This is a genomic window from Streptomyces sp. H27-H1 (assembly GCF_026627445.1).
In the GTDB taxonomy this organism is placed as follows: domain Bacteria; phylum Actinomycetota; class Actinomycetes; order Streptomycetales; family Streptomycetaceae; genus Streptomyces.
The window spans coordinates 1-19,084 of sequence record NZ_JAPNLJ010000021.1 but is presented as its reverse complement, the minus strand read 5'-3'; the positions used below and the strand labels follow the sequence as shown (position 1 = coordinate 19,084).

14 protein-coding genes and 1 pseudogene are annotated in these 19,084 nt (G+C 71.9%); 6 read left to right on the top strand and 9 right to left on the bottom strand.

From position 1 onward, the window contains the following. Positions 1-105 precede the first annotated feature (105 nt). From OTB20_RS22775 to OTB20_RS22750, 6 genes are all read right to left on the bottom strand, one after another. Complete coding sequence (locus OTB20_RS22775; RefSeq protein WP_267820151.1) at positions 106-2,676, bottom strand: ABC transporter permease; 2,571 nt, start codon at positions 2,674-2,676, stop codon at positions 106-108. Then, entirely contained in the window at positions 2,673-3,455 is a 783-nt protein-coding gene (locus OTB20_RS22770) for an ABC transporter ATP-binding protein (protein ID WP_267820149.1), read from the bottom strand. The genes OTB20_RS22775 and OTB20_RS22770 overlap by 4 nt, the downstream gene beginning before the upstream one ends. Next, on the bottom strand, positions 3,452-3,742 hold the full coding sequence (locus OTB20_RS22765) for an SHOCT domain-containing protein (protein ID WP_267820147.1): 291 nt from the start codon (positions 3,740-3,742) through the stop codon (positions 3,452-3,454). The genes OTB20_RS22770 and OTB20_RS22765 overlap by 4 nt, the downstream gene beginning before the upstream one ends. A 147-nt stretch (positions 3,743-3,889) precedes the next feature. Next, positions 3,890-4,555: a response regulator gene (locus tag OTB20_RS22760; RefSeq protein WP_267820145.1), complete on the bottom strand. Its 666-nt coding sequence runs from the start codon at positions 4,553-4,555 to the stop codon at positions 3,890-3,892. An 8-nt stretch (positions 4,556-4,563) separates the two neighbouring features. Then, on the bottom strand, positions 4,564-5,757 hold the full coding sequence (locus OTB20_RS22755) for a sensor histidine kinase (protein ID WP_267820143.1): 1,194 nt from the start codon (positions 5,755-5,757) through the stop codon (positions 4,564-4,566). A gap of 233 nt (positions 5,758-5,990) precedes the next feature. Further along, entirely contained in the window at positions 5,991-6,194 is a 204-nt protein-coding gene (locus OTB20_RS22750; protein ID WP_215030177.1) for a cold-shock protein, read from the bottom strand. Positions 6,195-6,721: 527 nt separating this feature from the next. Between OTB20_RS22750 and OTB20_RS22745 the strand changes: the two genes are divergently transcribed. Next, entirely contained in the window at positions 6,722-8,842 is a 2,121-nt protein-coding gene (locus OTB20_RS22745) for a SpoIIE family protein phosphatase (protein ID WP_267820139.1), read from the top strand. Between the two features lie 181 nt (positions 8,843-9,023). Here the strand turns inward: OTB20_RS22745 and OTB20_RS22740 are convergent, their stop codons facing one another. From OTB20_RS22740 to OTB20_RS22730, 3 genes are all read right to left on the bottom strand, one after another. Beyond that, positions 9,024-9,446 carry an STAS domain-containing protein gene (locus OTB20_RS22740; RefSeq protein WP_267820137.1) on the bottom strand — a complete coding sequence of 141 codons (423 nt, stop codon included), beginning with the start codon at positions 9,444-9,446 and terminating at the stop codon, positions 9,024-9,026. 673 nt (positions 9,447-10,119) lie between these two features. Continuing rightward, on the bottom strand, positions 10,120-13,041 hold the full coding sequence (locus OTB20_RS22735; RefSeq protein WP_267820135.1) for a tetratricopeptide repeat protein: 2,922 nt from the start codon (positions 13,039-13,041) through the stop codon (positions 10,120-10,122). After that, entirely contained in the window at positions 13,038-13,481 is a 444-nt protein-coding gene (locus OTB20_RS22730) for a hypothetical protein (RefSeq protein WP_267820133.1), read from the bottom strand. Before OTB20_RS22730 ends, OTB20_RS22735 begins: the two co-directional genes overlap by 4 nt. A gap of 97 nt (positions 13,482-13,578) precedes the next feature. On the opposite strand from OTB20_RS22730, the gene OTB20_RS22725 reads away from it, so the two are divergent. The 5 genes and pseudogenes from OTB20_RS22725 (at position 13,579) to OTB20_RS22705 (ending at position 19,046) form a co-directional block, all read left to right on the top strand. After that, the gene (locus OTB20_RS22725; RefSeq protein WP_267820131.1) at positions 13,579-14,940 is read left to right on the top strand and encodes a hypothetical protein; all 1,362 of its coding nucleotides are present in this window, start codon (positions 13,579-13,581) and stop codon (positions 14,938-14,940) included. A gap of 250 nt (positions 14,941-15,190) precedes the next feature. Then, a pseudogene (locus OTB20_RS22720) lies at positions 15,191-15,589 on the top strand (Scr1 family TA system antitoxin-like transcriptional regulator); the annotation flags it as partial. A 223-nt stretch (positions 15,590-15,812) separates the two neighbouring features. Continuing rightward, on the top strand, positions 15,813-17,804 hold the full coding sequence (locus OTB20_RS22715) for an amino acid transporter (protein ID WP_267820129.1): 1,992 nt from the start codon (positions 15,813-15,815) through the stop codon (positions 17,802-17,804). A 183-nt stretch (positions 17,805-17,987) separates the two neighbouring features. Then, a complete protein-coding gene (locus OTB20_RS22710; RefSeq protein ID WP_267820127.1) occupies positions 17,988-18,131 on the top strand; it encodes a hypothetical protein in 144 nt (47 codons plus the stop codon). A gap of 129 nt (positions 18,132-18,260) precedes the next feature. Next, positions 18,261-19,046, top strand: a complete 786-nt coding sequence (locus OTB20_RS22705) for an SDR family oxidoreductase (RefSeq protein WP_267820125.1) — start codon at positions 18,261-18,263, stop codon at positions 19,044-19,046. Positions 19,047-19,084: the final 38 nt, after the last annotated feature.

The window sequence follows — 19,084 nt, the reverse complement described above, 5'->3', positions numbered from 1 at the left end:
CGGTTCCGTCCCGCTCGTCGGCCGCTGTCTCTCACGGACGACGATGCCGGTCGGGACGGCCCGGGCCACTGCACCTGGCCACCGGGCAGGCGTGTACCCAGACACCTACTCCGTGGCGATGGCCCGCAGGATGTCCAGGCGCGCCGCGCGGCCGGCCGGACGCCAGCCGGCCAGGACGCCCGCCGCCACGCCGACCAGCGCGACCAGGCCCAACTGCACGGGCGGGACTGCGAACGCGAACGCGCTGTCCTGCGCGCCGCCCGCGGCCTTCACCAGGACCCAGCCGAGGATGCCGCCCAGGACCAGGCCGCCGGTGGTGCCGAAGGCGGCGACCAGCACCGACTCCCAGCGGACCATGGCCCGCAGCTGCGCCCCGCTCTGCCCGACGGCCCGCAGCAGGCCCAGTTCGCGGGTCCGCTCGTGCACGGCGAGGGTGAGCGTGTTGGCGATGCCGAGCAGGGCGATCAGCACCGCGAGGGCGAGCAGTGCGTAGACGAGGGTGAGCATCATGTCGATGCCGCCCGCCGAGGACCGCGCGTACGCCGCGCGCGTCTGCACCTCGGGGCCACCGTACTGCGCGGCCGTCCGCTCCACCGCCGCAATCCCGTCCGCGAGCGGTACGCCGTCCTTGAAGGTGACAGCCACCAGCGAGTCCGTATCCTGCGCCCGGTGCGGGGCCCATGCCGCGCGGGTGATGACGTAGTCGCCCGCGAGCTGCGACTCCTCGTAGACGGCACGGACCGTGAACCGCTGCTTCTGCCCGTCGGTGAAAGCGAGTTCTACGTTGCTGCCGGGCCGCCAGCCGTTCCGGGCGGCTTCCTTGCCCGCGACGGCGATCCCGTCCGTGCCGAGCGTATCGAGGCGTCCCTCGACGGCGCCGAGGTCCAGGCCGACCGCGAGCGCGGCCGGCTCGGTGACGGTGAGAGCCCGCCCGGAGCCGTCGACCTCCGCGACCCCCTTGCCGAGGCCGACCGCCCCGGCCACCTCGGGGAGCGAGGCCACCGCCGGGGCGAGGGCTGGGCTGAGGCCGCTGCCGCCCGACCCGAACGCGGGCGCGCTGATGGCGACATCACCGGCGAAGGACCGCGACACGGTCCGGTCCATGGTCGCCTTGAGTGAGGCGCCGAAGACCGTGAACAGCGAGACGACGGCGACGCCGATCATCAGCGCGGTCGCGGTCGATGCCGTCCGCTTGGGGCTGCGCCGTGCGTTGCGCCCGGCCAGGGCGCCCGTGACCCCGCGCAGTCGTTCCAGCGGCCGTGCGAGGATTCGTACGGCGACCGAGGAGGCCACCGGCCCCAGGACCACGAACGCGGCCGTGACCAGCACCGCACCTGCCCCGGACAGCCACAGGGATGGCACGGCAAGCACCCCGGTCACGATCACCGCGATGCCGGTGGCGCCCAGGGCGGCTCCGGTCGCGGTACGGGCCCGCGAGGCCCCGGACGGGTCCACGGCGCTCTCGCGCAGCGCGGCCAGCGGTGCGGTACGACCCGCCCGCGCGGCCGGAAGCAGGGCCGAGCCCAGACACACCACGACACCCACGGCAAGGGGCAGCAGCATCGACAGCCCGCTGATCACCAAGTTCCCCTCGGGGAAGGGGAACCCGATCACCGGGAACAGCGCCTGGAGTCCGGCGGCGATTGCGATGCCGGCGGCCAGTCCGGCCGCGGAGGCGAGGACCGCGACGACGACGGCCTCCGCCAGCGTGCCGCCGACCACCTGGCGGCGGGAGGCGCCCAGGGCGCGTAGCAGGGCGTTCTCGCGGGTGCGCTGGGCAACGACGATCGCGAAGGTGTTGTGGATGCTGAAGGTGGCAACCAGCACGGCGATGCCGGAGAAGACGAGGAGCAGGGTGGTGAAGAGGGTCAGGAACTGACCGGAGATCATGTCCGTGTTCTCCTGGGCCGAATCCCGGCCGGTGATCGCCTCGATGCCCTGCGGCAGCACCGGAGCCAGCGCGTCGACGAGCTGCTGCTGGCTGGTGCCCGGGGCGGCCCGCACCTGGAGGGAGGCCGCCTGGCCGGGGCCGGCCGTCAGGTACTTCTCCGCGTCCGCCTGGGTCATGCCCGTGTACGTGACCTGGGCCATGCCGTCCGCGCCGCCGAAGGTGGCCAGGCCGACGATCGTCACCCGGACAGGGTCGGGAGTGCGCAGCACCGTCGTGTCACCGATGTTCAGCCCGCCCTTCGCGGCGGTGCCCCGGTTGACGACGACCTCGCCGGAGCGCTCCGGTGCGCGGCCCTCCGCGAGCTTGTACGGGTTGAGCCGCGGGTCCGTGATCCAGTTGCCGGCGAGGGTGGGCGGGCCCTGGCCGCCGATCGGTTCGCCGTTGCGGCCGATGAGCTGCCCCGCGCCCTGGATGTTCGGGGCGGCGGCGTCCACGCCCGGGGTGCGCCCGATCCGGTCCACCAGGGCGGTGGGCACGGGCTGTCGGGTGCCCTGGGTCTGTCCCGGGACCGTGACCACGCGCGCGCTGCGCACGACAGCGTCGGTGCCGCTCGCCGCGCCCGCGAACATGGTGTCGAAGCTCGCGCGCAGGGTGTCGCCCATGACGAGGGTCCCGGCGAAGAACGCGACGCCGAGCAGCACGGCCGTGAAGGTTCCGGCGAAGCGCCGCTTGTGCGCGCGCAGTGCGGCCGTGCTCAGCCGCAGGGTGGTACGGGCCGCGTTCATGACTCCGCTCCCATCGTCACGGAGCGGGTGTCGAAGGCTTTGAGCCGGTCCAGGACGCGCTCGGCGGTCGGGGCCGCCATCCGGTCGACCAGGCGACCGTCGGCGAGGAAGACGACTTCGTCGGCGTGGGCGGCGGCCACCGGGTCGTGGGTGACCATGACGACCGTCCGGCCCATCTCGCGCACCGCCCGGCCCAGCAGGCCGAGCACCTCCTCGCCCGAGCGGGAGTCGAGATTGCCGGTCGGCTCGTCGGCGAAGACGACGTCGGGGCTGCCTGCGAGGGCGCGGGCGACGGCGACCCGCTGCTGCTGGCCGCCGGACAGCTCGGAGGGCCGGTGGTGCAGCCGGTCGCGCAGACCGACGACGTCGATGAGGCGTTGGAGCCAGGCGTCGTCGCCCCGGGTGCCGGCGAGGTCCTGCGGGAGGGTGATGTTCTCGGCCACCGTGAGGGTGGGCACCAGGTTGAAGGCCTGGAAGACGAAGCCGATGCGCTCGCGGCGCAGCAGCGTGAGCCTGCGGTCGTCGAGCGCACCTAGCTCCGTACCCCCGATGAAGGCGGATCCCGAGGTGAGCGAGTCGAGGCCGGCCGTGCAGTGCATCAGGGTGGACTTGCCGGAGCCGGACGGCCCCATGATGGCGGTGAAGCGGCTGGCCGGGAAGTCGACGCTCACGCCGTCCAGGGCCCGTACCTCGGTGTCGCCCCGGCCGTAGACCTTCAGGGCGTCGACGACCCGGGCGGCGACAGCGCCGCCGCCCGGCAGGGTGGTGACGGTGCTCATGCCGCACCGCCCTTGGAGGCAGGGCCGAACTGCTCGTCCAGTACCGACAGCCGCCGCCAGTACTCGTCCTCGTCGATCTCGCCGGAGGCGAAGCGCCGCCCCAGGATCGCGATCGGCGCGTGCTCGCCGTGAGCGGCCCCGCGCCCCTGCCACGGTCCGCGGCGGCCGCGCCACACCGTGCGCCGCAGTACGGTCACGGCGCCGATCACGACCGCCGCCCAGATCAGCGGGAAGAACAGGATCCACGGGCCGGGCCCGTCGTACGCGAGAGTGGTGAGGGTGTTCATCGCGGTTCAGCTCCTCGGAGTGGGTGGACGTTTCGTCTCACTCCGAGACTGGCTCCGGGAGGGGGTCCGGGTCGTCGTACGGCCGGCTGCACCGGGCCTACTTCCCCGGGCGTACGAGCCCCTCCGGGCACACGGGAGCGGTGCGGGTCAGCCGAGCCAGCCGGGGCGGACCAGCCCGGACTCGTAGGCAAGGACGACCAGTTGGGCCCGGTCGCGGACGCCCAGTTTGACCATCGAGCGGCTGACGTGGGTCTTCGCCGTGAGCGGGCTGACGACCAGGCGGCGGGCGATCTCCTCGTTGGACAGGCCCATGCCCACCAGCGCCATCACCTCCCGCTCCCGGTCCGTGAGACGGCCCAGCCCCGCTGCGGACGCGGGCTGCTTCGAACGGGCCGCGAACTCCGCGATCAGTCGGCGGGTCACGCCCGGGGACAGCAGGGCGTCACCCTCCACCACCGCCCGGACCGCGCGCAGCAGTTCCTCCGGTTCGGTGTCCTTGACCAGGAAGCCCGACGCGCCGGAGCGGATCGCCTCGAAGACGTACTCGTCGAGCTCGAAGGTGGTGAGCATGATGACCCGGACCTCGGCCAGCGCCTCGTCCTCGGTGATCCGCCGGGTGGCGGCGAGCCCGTCCAGCACCGGCATCCGGATGTCCATCAGCACCAGGTCGGGACGCAGATCCCGTACCAGCCGCACGGCCTCGTCGCCGTCGGAGGCCTCGCCCGCGACCTCGATGTCGGGCTGCGCGTCGAGCAGCGCCCGGAACCCCGCCCGGACGAGCAGCTGGTCGTCGGCGAGCAGTACGCGGATCACGGATCCTCCTAGGGGGCGAAACCCTTCAGCGGGAGCCTCGCGACCACCCGGAAGCCCCCGTCCAGACGGGGGCCGGCCTCGATGGTGCCACCCAGGGCCCCGGCCCGCTCGCTCATTCCGACAAGACCGTTGCCACTGCCGCCGGCGGCGCCCCCGGTGGCCGGGCCGTCGTCGTCCACGCGCAACTCCAGGGCTTCCGGCCGCCAGAGGAGGCCGATACGGGCGGTACGCGACCCGGAATGGCGGACCACATTGGTCAGCGACTCCTGAAGGATCCGGAAGGCGGCGAGGTCCGCGCCGGGCGGCAACGCCCGTGCCGTCCCCTCGGCCGCCACCTCCACGGCGAGCCCGGCCGCCGCGGCCTGCTCGACGAGCTCGGGAAGGCGGTCGAGACCGGGGGCGGGAGTGCGGGGCGCGTCACCGGGGGTGCGCAGGGTGTCGAGGACCTGCCGGACCTCGCCCAGGGCCTCCCTACTGGCGGCCTTGATCGTGGTCAGCGCCGTACGGGCCTGCTCGGGGTCGGAGTCGAGCAGGGCCAGCCCGACACCTGCCTGAACGTTGATCACCGAAATGCTGTGCGCGAGGACGTCGTGCAGCTCACGGGCGATGCGTAGCCGCTCCTCGTCCACCCGGCGCCGCTCGCCCGCCGCCCGCTCGACCCGCTCCCGGGCCCACTGCTCGCGGCGTACGCGGACCAGCTCCGAGACGGTGAGCATCGCCAGCACCCACGCGGTGATGCCCAGCTCCTGCCCCCAGGGCGCCGGGCCGTCTCCCGCGGGCGGCAGCCAGTGGTACAGCCAGTGCCCGATGAGCAGGTGCCCGGCCCAGAGCAGCCCGACGGCCCCCCAGGCGGCCCTGCGGTGACCGGCTACGACGGCCGCGAAACAGGCCAGGGCCAGACTGATGAACACCGGGCCGTACGGGTACCCGGCGCCGATGTACACCAGGGTGACCACGCTGACCCCGTACGCCACGGCCACCGGATACCGGTGCCGCAGCAGGAGCAGCGCGGGCCCCAGCAGCAGCAGAATCCGCGCAAAAGAGTCCAGCGCCACCCGCCCGGTCTGCTGCTGGGCGGCCCACCCGGCTCCGGCCTGCGCGAAGACGGCGACGAGCAGCGCCAAGCGCCAGCCCGGGCCCCGCCCGCTCCGATCCACCCATCGCCGCCACGGGGGATCCGGGCGCTCCCGCTGCTCATCCATACCCGCCACGCTAGTGCGCACCCGCCGTCACCCGCGTCACCCCGGCGTAGCGTTTGCCGCGTACTCCCCAGGTAGTACGCGCAGGCGGGATGCCCTCGGCCGGTCGTGGAGAAGCGTCCGGAGCCCCGGCCCCGCACCCGGACCACCGGATTGTGGCCCACGCGGCCCCACGTCCTGGCACGTGGCACGGCGAACGCCGCGAATACAGCGGCCTCCGTGCGGGAGGCGAAGGCTCACGCGGGGGTGATGTTCTCCGCCTGCGGGCCCTTCTGGCCCTGGGTGACGTCGAAGTTCACCTTCTGGCCTTCTTGAAGCTCGCGGAAGCCGGAGCTGGCGATGTTCGAGTAGTGGGCGAACACGTCCGGACCGCCGCCGTCCTGCTCGATGAAACCGAAGCCCTTTTCCGCGTTGAACCACTTCACGGTTCCGGTGGCCATGTGTCCTCCAAGGGACTCGAAATCGGTCCCGCACCGTGCGGGAGCCGGAGGTGATCGCCCTGGTCCTCAGAGACTGTGAACAGAAAAATCGCCCATGAATGTTGCGCTCACGAGCGACCGGTACTTCGGAACCATGACAGCTGGCCCTGACGCTACACGGACCCTCCTGCTCACACCACGCGAACACCCCTACGCCGTGTTCGCGGGCATTCAGACAGGGGGTCTCCCGCCGCTGCCGACGCAGAGGGTGAGACGGAGATTCGGGTTCGGGCGGAGCAGACCGGGTGGGCTTGGGGGCCGGGCCGCTCTTGACGCGCCACGTCCACCGGGCGGCGGCCTGCGCACGCCCCAGGCCCTGGGGCCCGTCCGCCCGGCGGCCCGGCGGCCCGGCGGCCCGGCGGCCCGGCGGCCGCTGGCGGAGGCCGGGCGGGCGGGCCCGGAGGAAGATGAGAGGACGACCGGCAGGGGCGGACGCAGGACCGGATGGTCGGACCCGAGCCGCCGCAGTGGGTGAAGGAGGTCCGGTCATGGTCGCGTCCGAGGCGTTTGGGGCCGGGCCCGGCTCCGTGGGAGTGGTTCCCTCCGAGCCCGGCGGTCTGCTGGATGTGCTGAGCGTGGCCGCGGTGGTCCTGGACGCCGAGGGACGGATCACGCTCTGGAGCCCTCAGGCCCAGGATCTGTTCGGCTGGTCAGCCCCGGAGGCGCTGGGCCGGTACGCGGCCAAACTGCTGGTCGCCGACGAGTACGTCGACGTGGTCCTTGAGCTGTTCGCCAAGGTCATGGCGGGGGGCGGTGCCTGGGCCGGGGTGTTCCCCGTGCGGCACAAGGACGGCTCCACGAGGCTGGTGGAGTTTCGCAACATGCGGCTGCTGGACGAGCACGGCGGCGTGTACGCCCTGGGGATCGCCTGCGACGAGGCCGTTCTGCGCGGTGTGGAGCGGGACCTGGCGCTGTCGGTGCGGCTGGTGGCGCAGTCCCCGCTCGGGCTGGCGGTGCTGGACACCGATCTGCGCTACGTCCTGGTCAACCCGACGCTGGAACGGATCAACGGCCTGCCGGCCGAGAAGCACCTGGGCCACACCGTCCGCGAGGCGCTGCCGTTCCTGGACACCGAGGTGATCGAAGCCTCCATGCGCCAGGTTCTGGAGACAGGCGTACCACTGCTGGACCAGTTCGCCATAGGGCGTACCCCCGCCGACCCGAACCGGGATCATGCCTGGTCGGGCTCGTACTACCGGCTGGAGGATCCCAGCGGGCGGGTGATCGGTCTCGCCCTGTCGGTGGTGGACGTCACCGACCGCCACCGCGCGGCCGCCGAGGCAGCCGAAGCCCGCCGGCGCCTGGACCTCATCGCCCGGGCGTCCGTCACCGTCGGCACCACCCTGGACCTGGAGCGCACCGCCCGCGAACTAGCCGCCCTCGTCGTCGCCGACCTGGCCGACGTCGCTACGGTCGACGTCCTCGACTCCGTCCTGGAGGGCAGCGCCCCCACAGCACCCGGCCCCGGCACGGAGCCGGCTCTCTTTCGGGCCCTGGCGATAGCGGCGGCCTACGAGACGGCCGCCGTCCACGCCGCCGACCCGGTGGGCGAACGCGCCAGCTATCCCGCCGAGCGCCTGGTCACTCGCTGCGTCAGCACCGGACGCCCCGTCCTGGTGGCACACGTCACCCGCCCCGATCTGGAGCACATCGCACGCGACGAAGCCGCCGCGGCCCTCCTCGCCCAGGAGGGCCTGCACTCCTACCTGGCCGTTCCGCTGACGGCCCGCGGCCAGCTCCTGGGCGTCCTGGGACTCCTGCGCACCCGCAATCCACTCCCCTTCAACCATGACGACGTCACTCTGGCCGGCGAACTGGCCACCCGCGCCGCCATCGCCATCGACAACGCCCGCTGGTACCAGCACGCCGCCGACACCGCCCTCACCCTCCAGCGCCACCTTCTCCCACACCCCCCACCCCAGGCCGCCGGCCTGGAAATCGCCTACCGCTACCAGCCCGCGGCAGCGGCCAGCGGGATCGGCGGCGACTGGTTCGACGCGATCCCCCAGGCCATGGACAAGACCGCTCTCGTGGTCGGCGACGTCATGGGACACGGGGTCCACGCCGCCGCCACCATGGGACAACTGCGCACCGCCACCCGCACGCTGGCTGAACTCGGCCTCGACCCGGCCCGTGTCCTGCGCCACCTCGACCACATCACCGCCGGACTGGACCAGACCATCGCGACCTGCGTCTGCGCCGCCTACGACCCGCACCGCTCCCGCTGCCGCGTAGCCCTCGCCGGCCACCTGCCCCCCGTCCTCATCCGGGCAGGACAGGCACCAGAACTGCTCGACCTGCCCACCGGCGTTCCGCTCGGCGCAGGCGGCCTCGGCGGCGGCCGGTTTGAGACCAGCGTCCTCGAGCTGATTCCAGGTGACCGGCTGGTCCTGTACACCGACGGCCTCGTCGAAACCCGCGACGACGCCCTGGACGACCGCCTCAACCTCCTCCTCAGCCTCCTCGCCGATCCCGGCCTCCCCCCGGAGGCGACCTGCGACCGGCTTCTGGCCGCGCTACGTCACCCCGACGCCGACGACGACGTCGCCCTCGTCATCGCGCACGTGAGACCCCACCCGCCCGCCGACGAGGCGACCGCGACGACCTGACCCCCTGTACTTGTCTACGCCGTGGAGCCTGGGGGCGGGGGCGCCAGGTGGCAGTGGATCACGGTCCTGCGGGGTGTGGCCCGGGGCGGCCCGCCGGGCCGACGGCGCCCTTTTTCGCGCGGCTCCCAGCGCAGAAGAAGGACGGCTGCGAGCATCGGGGTGCAGGTCAGGAGTACGAACGTCATGACGTGGCCGCCCTCAACGGGGTCGGCCGGGCCGGCAGCCGCTGTACCGACTCGGCGGCGTGCAGAAGACGCATCACTGCCCGGGAGCGGTTCGTGAGCCTGAGGCGACGTCCGTGCCGGGGCCACCACTCGATGACGGCCAGGAAGGCCGAGTCGCAGAACGTGACCCGGGAGGTGTCCAGGACGAGGCCGGTGCAGCCGTCGGCAGCCGCCGAAGCCAGAAAAGCCCGTAGCGGGGCGGCGCTGAAGTGGTCGATCTCCCCGGCGAGGTGAACGACCAGGGTTACGCCGAGGGTGGTGCACGAGTGGACGACTATGACCCCGGGCTCGGTGTCCGCGCCCCAGTCGTGCACGGCAGGAGGGGCAACCAGCGGCGCGAGGTCGGCGGGCAGTATCGGGGCGGTGCTTGCGGTACTCACATCCCCATCAACGCCTCCCGCCCCGTTGTGGGAAACGAGCCACGCCACCCTTTCACCCTATCTGACCAGCACAGATCCCCGGTAGAGGGAAAGAATCCACCCGGATGAGGCAGCCAGAGGTCTCCGGGTCGACCGTTTGTTCACCGTGAGAGGGCCGCGCCGGCCCAGGTCCTACTCGTCGCGTTCGAAGACGGCCGCCTCGGCGCCGAGCCAGTACGCGAGGATCGTGAGCGTACGGGTGTTCTTCCGGTAGTCCGGCCGTGTATCCGGTCGGTGGCGGGTGAAGTCGTCGACGAAGCGGCGGGCGGTTTCGGTGAGCGGCGGCCCACGGGCATGCTTCGCAGACGCGCCAGCACCGGGGCCAGTCTCGCCGGACGGTGAACAGCGGCTCCTGCCCGCGGCTCGTATGCAGGGCGGGCCGCCGCTCGTCATGGTCCGGGACCTCGCTGTCACCGACCGGAATCGCCTCGAAGGGGCCGCCCTTGCCGGTCGGCAGCGGATGCCGTGTGACCTGGCTCACGACTGCGGTGGACGGCGCGAATGCCGCGGCCGCTTCGGGGCGGCTGGACGTGGCGGCGATGGCCCTGGCCGTGCCGGTCCTCCTCAACACCGGCCAGGCAAAGGAGCACACCCCCGCGGGCGCCAGGCGGCCCCCTTCAGGCCCGCTCCGGGATCACCGCTCGCGGGCGTGCCGCCGCGCCGCTCGCCGCACCGTCCGCGCGTCCCGGCGGCGCCCGACCGCCTTCAGCCAAGTGGCCAGGTCGTCGGCGTACCGGACGAAGCGGTCGCGGTACGTCCCGGGTACTTCCGTGTCGAGCGCACGGGCGAGCTCGACCGCCTGTTCCAACATCCCCACGGCCTCCTCGTGCCGTCCCGCCCACCACAGCTCCCACGCGAACTGCCACATCTCGTGGAGGTGGACCGGCTCGTACGTCACGGGGTCGGCGTCGGCGAGCCGGCGACCGACCTCCAGGGCCTCGGCCAGGAACCCCGGCTCCCGGCTCCCCGCGCGCGGAGCCCGCAGCAGCACCACGAGGTGAGGGCCGTGGACCGTCACCTCGGAGGCGGCGAGATAGCGGTACAGACCGAGCACCACCTCGTCGACGACGTGCCCCGTGCCGTGCTCCACGAGTTCCGGTGCGGTCCGCGGCAGCCTGCGGGGGTCCACGTTCCTTTCCAGGCCGTCCGCCTCGTGACCGCTCACGCGTGCCTCGTCCCGCAGCCCCACGGCCTCCTGCACCTGGGCCAGCGACCGCAGCGCACCGGCCAGGTCGGTGGTGAGCGCCGCCGGATTCGCCCGTGCTCCGCCGCGGCGGATCTCCACGGCCTGTGTGGCGGCCGCCAGCGCCTCGGTACGCCATCCCCGCAGGCGCAGCAAGTCGTCGCCGGGTACGCCGCCCCCGCTGATCACCTGCGCGACAACGGCCTCGTTCCGCCGTCCCGCGCTCGCCAGCATGGCGGTCAGATTGGTGAGGCCCTGGGCCAGCATGCCCTCGTGCGCGGCCGGGGCGTCGCGTGCCCGCGTTCGCAGGACGGCCACTGCGCGCCGGGTGGCGGCCAGTGCGGCGTCGACACGCAGGACGCTGTGCAGGGAGCTGCCGATGTTGACGAGGGTGACGGCGAGATCGTGGTCGTACCTCTCGGGCCGCTCCGCCGCCACCTGGGCGTACAGCGTCAGGGACTCGCCGTTGGCCCTCAGGGCCTCGAGGCGCCGCCCCGCGTGCTGCAAGCGGATCGCATAGTTCGACAGCGACAACGCCAGGTCGGCGGTGTCGCTGTCGCGACCGGGTCGCAGCCGTCTCCTTCGGATCGCGATCGCCGACTCGATCGCGCTCAGCGCCTCGTCGCCGCGCTGCTCCCGGTCCAGCTCTGTGGCGAAATTGTTCAGGGCGCGGGCGAGGTCGGGCTCGTAACGCTCCGGATCGGCGTGGGCGGCCGCCTCGTAGAGCGCTACCGCGCGTCCCACCGAGGCCAGGCTCTCGTCGTAGCGGCCCGCTCCGGCGAGGTTCCAGCCGAGGTTGAGTTGTACGGCGGCCTGCGCCGCCGGGTCGTCGCTCGCCGCCATGCGGTGCTCCGCCAGCCGGACGGCCAGGGCGGCCGCGGCCGGATCGAGTACGGCGTCGTCACGACGCGGTAGATACGCCTCGATGGCTTCCAGCAGATCGATGTCGATGTCCTCCAGCGCGACCAGCGCACCGAACGGCGCGCCGCCGGCCGCGACGGCCAGCCAGGGCGCCTGCCGGAGCAGGGGATAGAGGTGCTGTCGGCCGACGTGCGGCCAGCGGCCGGCCGCACTGGCCAGAACCGTCATCGCGCGTGACAGCCAGGGCGCGGCCGGGGCGCCGACGGTTTGCGGTAGCAGAGCGTCCAGAGCGGCCGGCGCCCAGTCGTGCGCCGGGTAGTCGGCGGGGTGCCCCGGCAGGGTCAACGCGACGAACTCCTCGGCCAGCCGGTCCGGCGTCAGCGGTTCGAGCACCGTGGGCAGTGCTGGGTCCGCGGGGGGATAGCAGGCCCCGTGGTCGGCGAGCACGGTCCGGGCGGGAAGGCGCAGCCGCAGGGAGTCGACCGCGGCCGTCCCGGTACGGCGTTCGACCGCGCCGGTGAGGGCGGCTGCGAAGACCGCGCGGTTCATCACGGCGGGCGGCGTCACATAACCGGGCACGTCGGCCAGCCGTGCCCAGTGCCGTTGCTCCCTGTCCAGCAGGTACGTCGTCAGGCCCGCCGCGTCGGCGGGCGGGCGGCGGCCCGTCCGGCGGGCGTCCACGGCCGCCAGCGCCGCCATGTGCACGGTCAGCGTGAGACCGAACTCCGGTTCCACCAGGGCCACAGGCGGTCCGACCGCGCGCGGCGCCGGGAGCCCGTAGCGGTCGGCGAAGGCGTCCCGGGCCGCACGGAACATGGCGGCCCGGTCGCCGCCCTCCTCCCCGTCGTCGGCCAACGGCTCCAGTACCTGGCGTGAGGTGGCGGCCTCTACGTCCGCCAGCGTCGCGCGCACTGCGGGCCAGCTGGTGGCGTCACGGGCCAGCAGCAGGACCCGCGCGGGCAGTCCGGGCCGGTGCAGCAGCGCGTTGCTGAACAACCAGGCCAGGTCCGGCAACGGCCAGTGGTCCGCGTAGTCGACGATCACCAGGACCCCGGTCGCGCCCTCCGCCCGCAGGTCTTGGCTCCCGGGCGGGGGCAGCACCGTGCCGGATCCGTGCACGGCGACGACCACGAGCCAGCCCTCGGCCGAGGACTCGGCGCCAAGCCGCGCGGCGAGACGACTCTTGCCCTGCCCGCCGGGGCCGTGCAGCCAGCGGGCCGCGAGCCGACGTGGCGTGTCGCGCCACGTCCGCAGCGCGGCCACATCCCTTTCACGTCCGGTGAAGGGCACGACCTCGTGTCGGGTGCTCAGCATCCTGCTCGGCAACTCCAACAGCCACTCCGGATCGGCCGCGGGCGGTCCCGCCCGACTCCGCAGTACGTACACCGGCCGACCGTCGCCGAACACGTGGATGTCCGCGCCGATCACCCCGTACGCGAACCCGCCCTCCGCCCGCACCACCTGCCGTGCGAAGGGCCGGAGGCCGGAGCCGTCCGGCACGGGGCCGCTCACCGCTGGGGGCCATCCTGCGACGTGCCTCCCCGGTGGATGTGGACACTGCTGCCCGGACCCTGCGCCCCGATCGCCGTGCCGCTCCCGTGCGCCGTGACGTTCTGAGTCCAGTGCTGCTCGGTCCGGGGGAGCGCGGCCGCCACCTCCTCGACGGCCCGGCGCAGCTCCTCGGCGGCCTCGGGATGCTCCCGCAGCAGCGCTGCGAGCCGGCGGGCCCAGGGCCGCAGGAGGTCTTGGCGCGTGCCGTCGGCGTCCTCCTCGTCGGCGACCAGCCGCGCGTCGCCGTCCAACTGCGCCTCGATCGCAGCCACCCCGTCGTCACCGCGCCGCCGGAACACCTGCACCACCCGCTCGCGGGCGCCCTCCCACGCGCTGGTGGCCATGGCCACCACGATGCTGGTCGCTCCCGCCATCACGAGTTCCGACATCGGATCCGTCATCGCAGCCTCCCCGTATCCCCCGCGTCGAGGGTCCAGCGTAGTCCCGGGCGGGGGAGCGGAGCATCATGAAAGACCGCAGCGGCAAAGGGAGTTCGCCATGGACACGGTCCGGAGCGCGATGTGGGACGACGGCCCCGGGATCGACCGGCGGGCCGCCGCGCACCTGCGGGACAGGCATCGCAGCGTGCTCCGCGAGCTCATCACCTCAGTCCCGCTACCGGACGCGGTACGTCTGGCCAAGCGGTACGGCGACCGCTTCGCGGCCGACCACGACGGGACCCCGCTGCCCGCGCGTCTCACCGCCGCCGACGAGGGCCCACTCGCTCTTCTCGCCGCGGCCGACGAGGCCTTGGTCGTACGGGCAGCCGCCAGGGCCGCGCGGGCGTCGGTCTGCGTCCACCCGGTCGTCACCGGATCCGCCGCATGGCTGTCCTTCGGTGTCAGCGCCCCCGTGCTCACGCTCACCACCGTGGAACCGGACTACGCCACCCGGATCGCCATGCTGCGCGAGGGCGCCTGGCACGACGTCTACCGCGGCCCCCTCGACCACCACGCCGTCGCCTGCATCGACGAGGAGAACGTCGTCGCCGTCCGCGAGGATCCCGGCCACGGCCGGACCCTGGTGCACTACGCGCGCGGCAGCGTCCGCCCAGTCGCACAGGGAGCCGCCCTCACTGGGATGCAGCCCGTTGGTACGGCGGCCGGCTTCGCGGCGGGCAGCGCGTTGCAGCCGGCCGTGGTCGTCGCCGGCCCAGGGCTCGTCGCCGGGATCGTGGACCTGAGCCCGTTGGGGCTCGACGTCGCCCACCGCCTCGCCGTCGCCCCGGACGGCCACACGATCGCCTTCGGCGGCGAACGGGACATCGTCATCACCGACGCGAGAGCGGAGCGTCTGATCGCCCGCACCGTCGTCCCGGTGCCGCGCGGACCGGTACGTGAGCTGGTGTTCACCGGCCCCGACACGCTGGTGGCCTGCGGCGCGGGCGGCGGACTCAGCCGCTGGCGCAAGGAACCGCACGAGGCCCTGACCCTGGAGGCGGTCGGCCAGGCGCCACCCCTCGGCGGTCTCTGCGCCGTCCCCGCCTGGGGCGTGGTGGCCGGACACGCGGGGAGCGAGGGCCGGTACCGCTTCTTCGATCCGGTCACCCTCGGCCCGGCCTGCGTGCCGCGCCCGCTGACGGAGGCCGGCCACGAGCCCCGGACCGTCCGCGCCATCAGTGCCTCCGCCGACGGCCGGTTCGCCGCCGTGGGCGCCTACGGCGGTGTGGCCGACCCCACGCTGACCGTCCACGACTCCCACCACCCACAGGCTCCGCTACTGCGCCCACTGGCGTCCTTGACCGCGCACGACCTTGCGGCCTTGCAAGGAGCTGACGTCAGGTCCGCACCGCACGATCCGGAGGACCTGCAGACGCTCGCGCTGCTGCGGGACCTGGTGGCACACCGGTCGGGCGCCTGACACCAGCGGGGCGGCCTCCCCCGACGTTGCGGCGGGGGAGAGCGGTGCAGGGGCCGGAGCTCCCTGAACGTCCCATCGACCAGCTTGGCCGCACGGACTGGGTGGGTCGAGGGCGAGGAGGAGCGGGGAGAGCGGGGTCCGGCGACCGGCGCCGTGAACAGCACCCCGGGATGGAGTCCCTCGAACCAGGCGGGCCGCGGGCCGCGACCTCTGGTGAGGAACCTGATTTAGGGAGTCCGCACGAGATGCGGATGAGCGCACGACCGAGTTCGTGGAGAACCCGGTCGAGGTCCGGATGGCCCGAAAGAAGAGGATCACCGAAGAGGGCACGGAACTCGTCTGCATCATGGACGAGTCCGCACTGCGGAACATGGTCGGCAGCCCGCGCATCATGGTGGAGCAGTATGAGGAGATCGAGCAACTCGCCTCACTGAGCAACGTCGTCCAGGCTGCCGAGACGGCACACCATCGGCGTCTGGAGCTTCTCTCCTGCTTGGGCGGAAAGCCGACACACTGGTCAGTGGCCAAGCCGGAACGGTGCTACGAATCCCGTAACCGGGAAGGGCTCCACCGACCACCACCGACCGTGCGCAGAGCGCCGGCCAGGAAACGCCGAAGGGCTGCGCCAGTTCGGCTGAGACACCGCTGATGAGGTACGCGAAACTCCCGGCGCACAGCGGCCTCCGGGCTGGCAACTGGTGTGCCCAGGACAATCCTCGACCAGGTGGTACGCCTCGGCTCAAGGCAAGCGGAGTGAGGCCTCCTGTGTCGCCCTTGCCTCTCGGCTTGGTACAGGCAGGTCTCATGCCCGATCATCGGGCAGCTTGCGGGTATCTGGCTGGTGAGCTGCGCCGAGGGGACAGGGAAGGCTGATGGAGCATATGAAGGACGCGAACGAACTGCTCGTGCCGGAGGTGGTGGACAGTCCGGCTTTGCGGGCTGAGCCCAGTGGCCGTGTTGCGCGGTGGATGTTGCGGCATCAGGTGCAGCCGGTGGGGCCGGCAGCGGGTGAGGGACACGGCGAGCAGCACGCGTGGTGGAAGGTGATGTGTCTGACCGGCGTCGATTATTTCTCCAGCCTCGCGTACGTGCCGGCGATCGCCGCTTTGGCGGCCGGCGCGGTCTCACCTTTGGCGACGCTGTTGATCGTGGTCTTGACGCTGTTGGGCATGCTGCCGATGTACCGGAGGGTGGCGAAGGAGAGCCCGCATGGAGCTGGCTCGGTGGCGATGTTGGAGGACTTGCTGCCGTTTTGGCGGGGCAAGCTGTTTGTGTTGGTCCTGCTGGGTTTTGTCGCCACTTCGTGGATCATCACGATCACTCTGTCCACCGCGGACGCCTCCGTCCACGTGGTGGAGAACCCCTTCTTCCCCCAGGCCCTGCACGGCCACGAAGTCGCCCTCACCGTCGTGCTGCTGCTCATCCTTGGCGGAGTGTTCCTGCTGGGTTTCAGCGAAGCCGTCAAGGTGGCCATCCCGCTCGTGGCTGTCTTCCTCGTCCTGAACGCCGTGGTTATCGGTGTCGCTGTGGCGGACGTTTTCAACACGCCCGCTGCCGTTACAGCTTGGACTGACGCCCTCGGCGAAGGCGGTGGCGGCTTCGGTGACGTGGTCGGCCCTGCCCTGCTGGCATTCCCTCTGCTGGTGCTGGGTCTCTCCGGGTTCGAGACCGGGGTGAGCATGATGCCCCTCATCAAAGCCGACGGCGCCAACGCCGAACAGCGTCTGCACTCCCGCATCCGCAACACCCGCCGGATGCTCACCACCGCCGCGCTAGTCATGAGCGTCTACCTGCTGGCCGCCAGTTTCGTGACCACCGTCCTCATTCCCCACGAGCAGTTCGAGCCCGGCGGCGCGGCCAACGGTCGTGCCCTGGCCTGGCTCGCGCACGAACACGTGGGGGAGGCATTCGGCACCGTCTACGACATCAGCACCATCTTGATCCTCTGGTTCGCCGGCGCCTCCGCGATGGCCGGACTCGTCAACATCGTGCCCCGCTACCTGCCCGGCTACGGCATGGCCCCCGAATGGGGCCGCGCGGTGCGCCCCGTGGTGATCGTCTACACCGTCCTGTGCGTCATGATCACCATCGCCTTCGACGCGGACGTCGACAAGCAGGCCGGCGCCTACGCCACCGGCATCCTGGCCATGATGGTCTCCGGCGCCTTCGCCGTCACCGTCTCCGTCGCACACCGCCGCAAGCGCGCGACCGCCGTCGGCTTCGCACTGCTCACCGCGATCCTGGCCTATGCCCTGATCGCCAACATCATCGACAAGCCCGACGGCATCGCCATCTCCGGCATGTTCATCCTCGGCATCGTCATCGTCTCGCTGGTCTCACGCGTCTCACGCACCACCGAACTGCGCGCCGACCGCATCGTCTTCGACGCCGACGCCCGCCGATTCCTCACCGACACTTTGGCCCACGACCAGTCCATCAACATCATCGCCAACCGCCGCGAAGCCGGCGACGAAGCCGAATACGGGGCCAAGGAACAAGAACAGCGCGGCACCAACCCCGTCCCCGGCCGCGCCGACGTCCTGTTCCTCGAAATCGACGTGGTCGACCCCTCCGACTTCAGCGACACCCTCACCATTCATGGTGTCCAAGTCGGCCCCTATCGCGTCCTGCGCGCCGAGGCCCCCGCCGCCCCGAACGCCATCGCGACCATTCTGCTCGCACTGCGCGACACCACCGGCGTCAAGCCGCACTGCTACTTCGCCTGGGCCGAAGGCAGCCCCCTGGTCCACATGTTCCGCTACTTCCTCCTGGGCCGCGGTGACACCGCCCCCGTCACCCGCGAGATCATCCGCAGCCACGAACCCGACCCCACCCGCCGCCCCGGCATCCACGTCGGCGACTGACCAGGCAGAGGGCTTCTGAGCGGTGGACCGCCACCCGATGAGCCGACAGCATCCAAGGATTGCGTACGCACCAAGAGGAGGAGCCATGACCGCTCTGCATTTGCTCACGTCAGGGTTCGGGCTTGCCGCTTCAGGGCCCCTCTACAGCCGAGTGCGGGTATGACACCGCCGGGGCAGTGGGGGATGCGGCCCAGGATCATCGCCCTCACGCTCGGTGGCGGAACCCTGGTGGCAGGCGGCGCTGCCGCCGCATGGTGGTGGCTACTGGGCATCGGAGTGTGGATGATCATCGCCGCATTCCTGATGGAACTGATCTACCGCCCCTGATTCGCCCTCTCTGTGCTGCGCGACAGGCCCCACCCAGGCCAACGGCGAGGTATGTCCGCCCGGCTGCAGCAAGCAACGTTGGCGCGCCGCCTGCCCGCCCGAGGGATACGAGGCAGGCTCCCAGGTGCCGTGGGCAAGCCCCCGCTGTCGGCGGTGTCTGGAGACGAGGTGCCAGACCCGTCCTCGGGGTGGCTGAGGAGGATCGGTCGCAATGCAGCCGAGGACCTGATCTCGGACGGTCACGAGCTCGTCCTGCACGCCCGAAACGACCGGCGCGCGGACGCGCTCGACGACCTCGCCGCCAAGGGAGCACACGTCGTCGTCGGGGATCTGGCGCGCATGGACGACGTCCGGGCTGTCGCCGAAGGCGTGAACCGCCTGGGCAGGATGGACGCGGTGATCCATAACGCGGGCGTCGACCAGGGCGCATCGCTTCTCCCGGTGAACGTGGTGGCGCCGTACGTGCTGACCGCGCTCATCGAGCGGCCGGCACGGCTCGTGTATCTCAGCAGTGGAATGCACCGAGGCGGGCGGCCGGACCTCACCGACGTGGACTGGTCAGGCGCGCGCCGGACGCCCTCCTACTCCGACAGCAAGCTGCTCGTCACGGCGCTGGCGCTCTTCATCGCCCGCACGTGGCCGGACGTGTTCACCAACACTGTCGACCCGGGGTGGGTGCCCACCCGCATGGGCGGCGCAGCGGCAAGTGACGACCTCCGTCTCGGTCACGTCACCCAGGCATGGCTCGCTGGAAGCAACGACCTCGAGGCGCACGTCACCGGACGGTACTGGTTCCATCAAGCACGCCAGCAGCCGGCTCCGGCCACTCAGAGGACATTAAGTCCCTTTATTCATGTTTCGAGATCGCTCGATCGTGTGGTTGTTCGATGTACTGACGTGCTGGCCGGGATGTGAGTGATGTTGTGCGGATATGGAGAGACCGGCGTATCCGA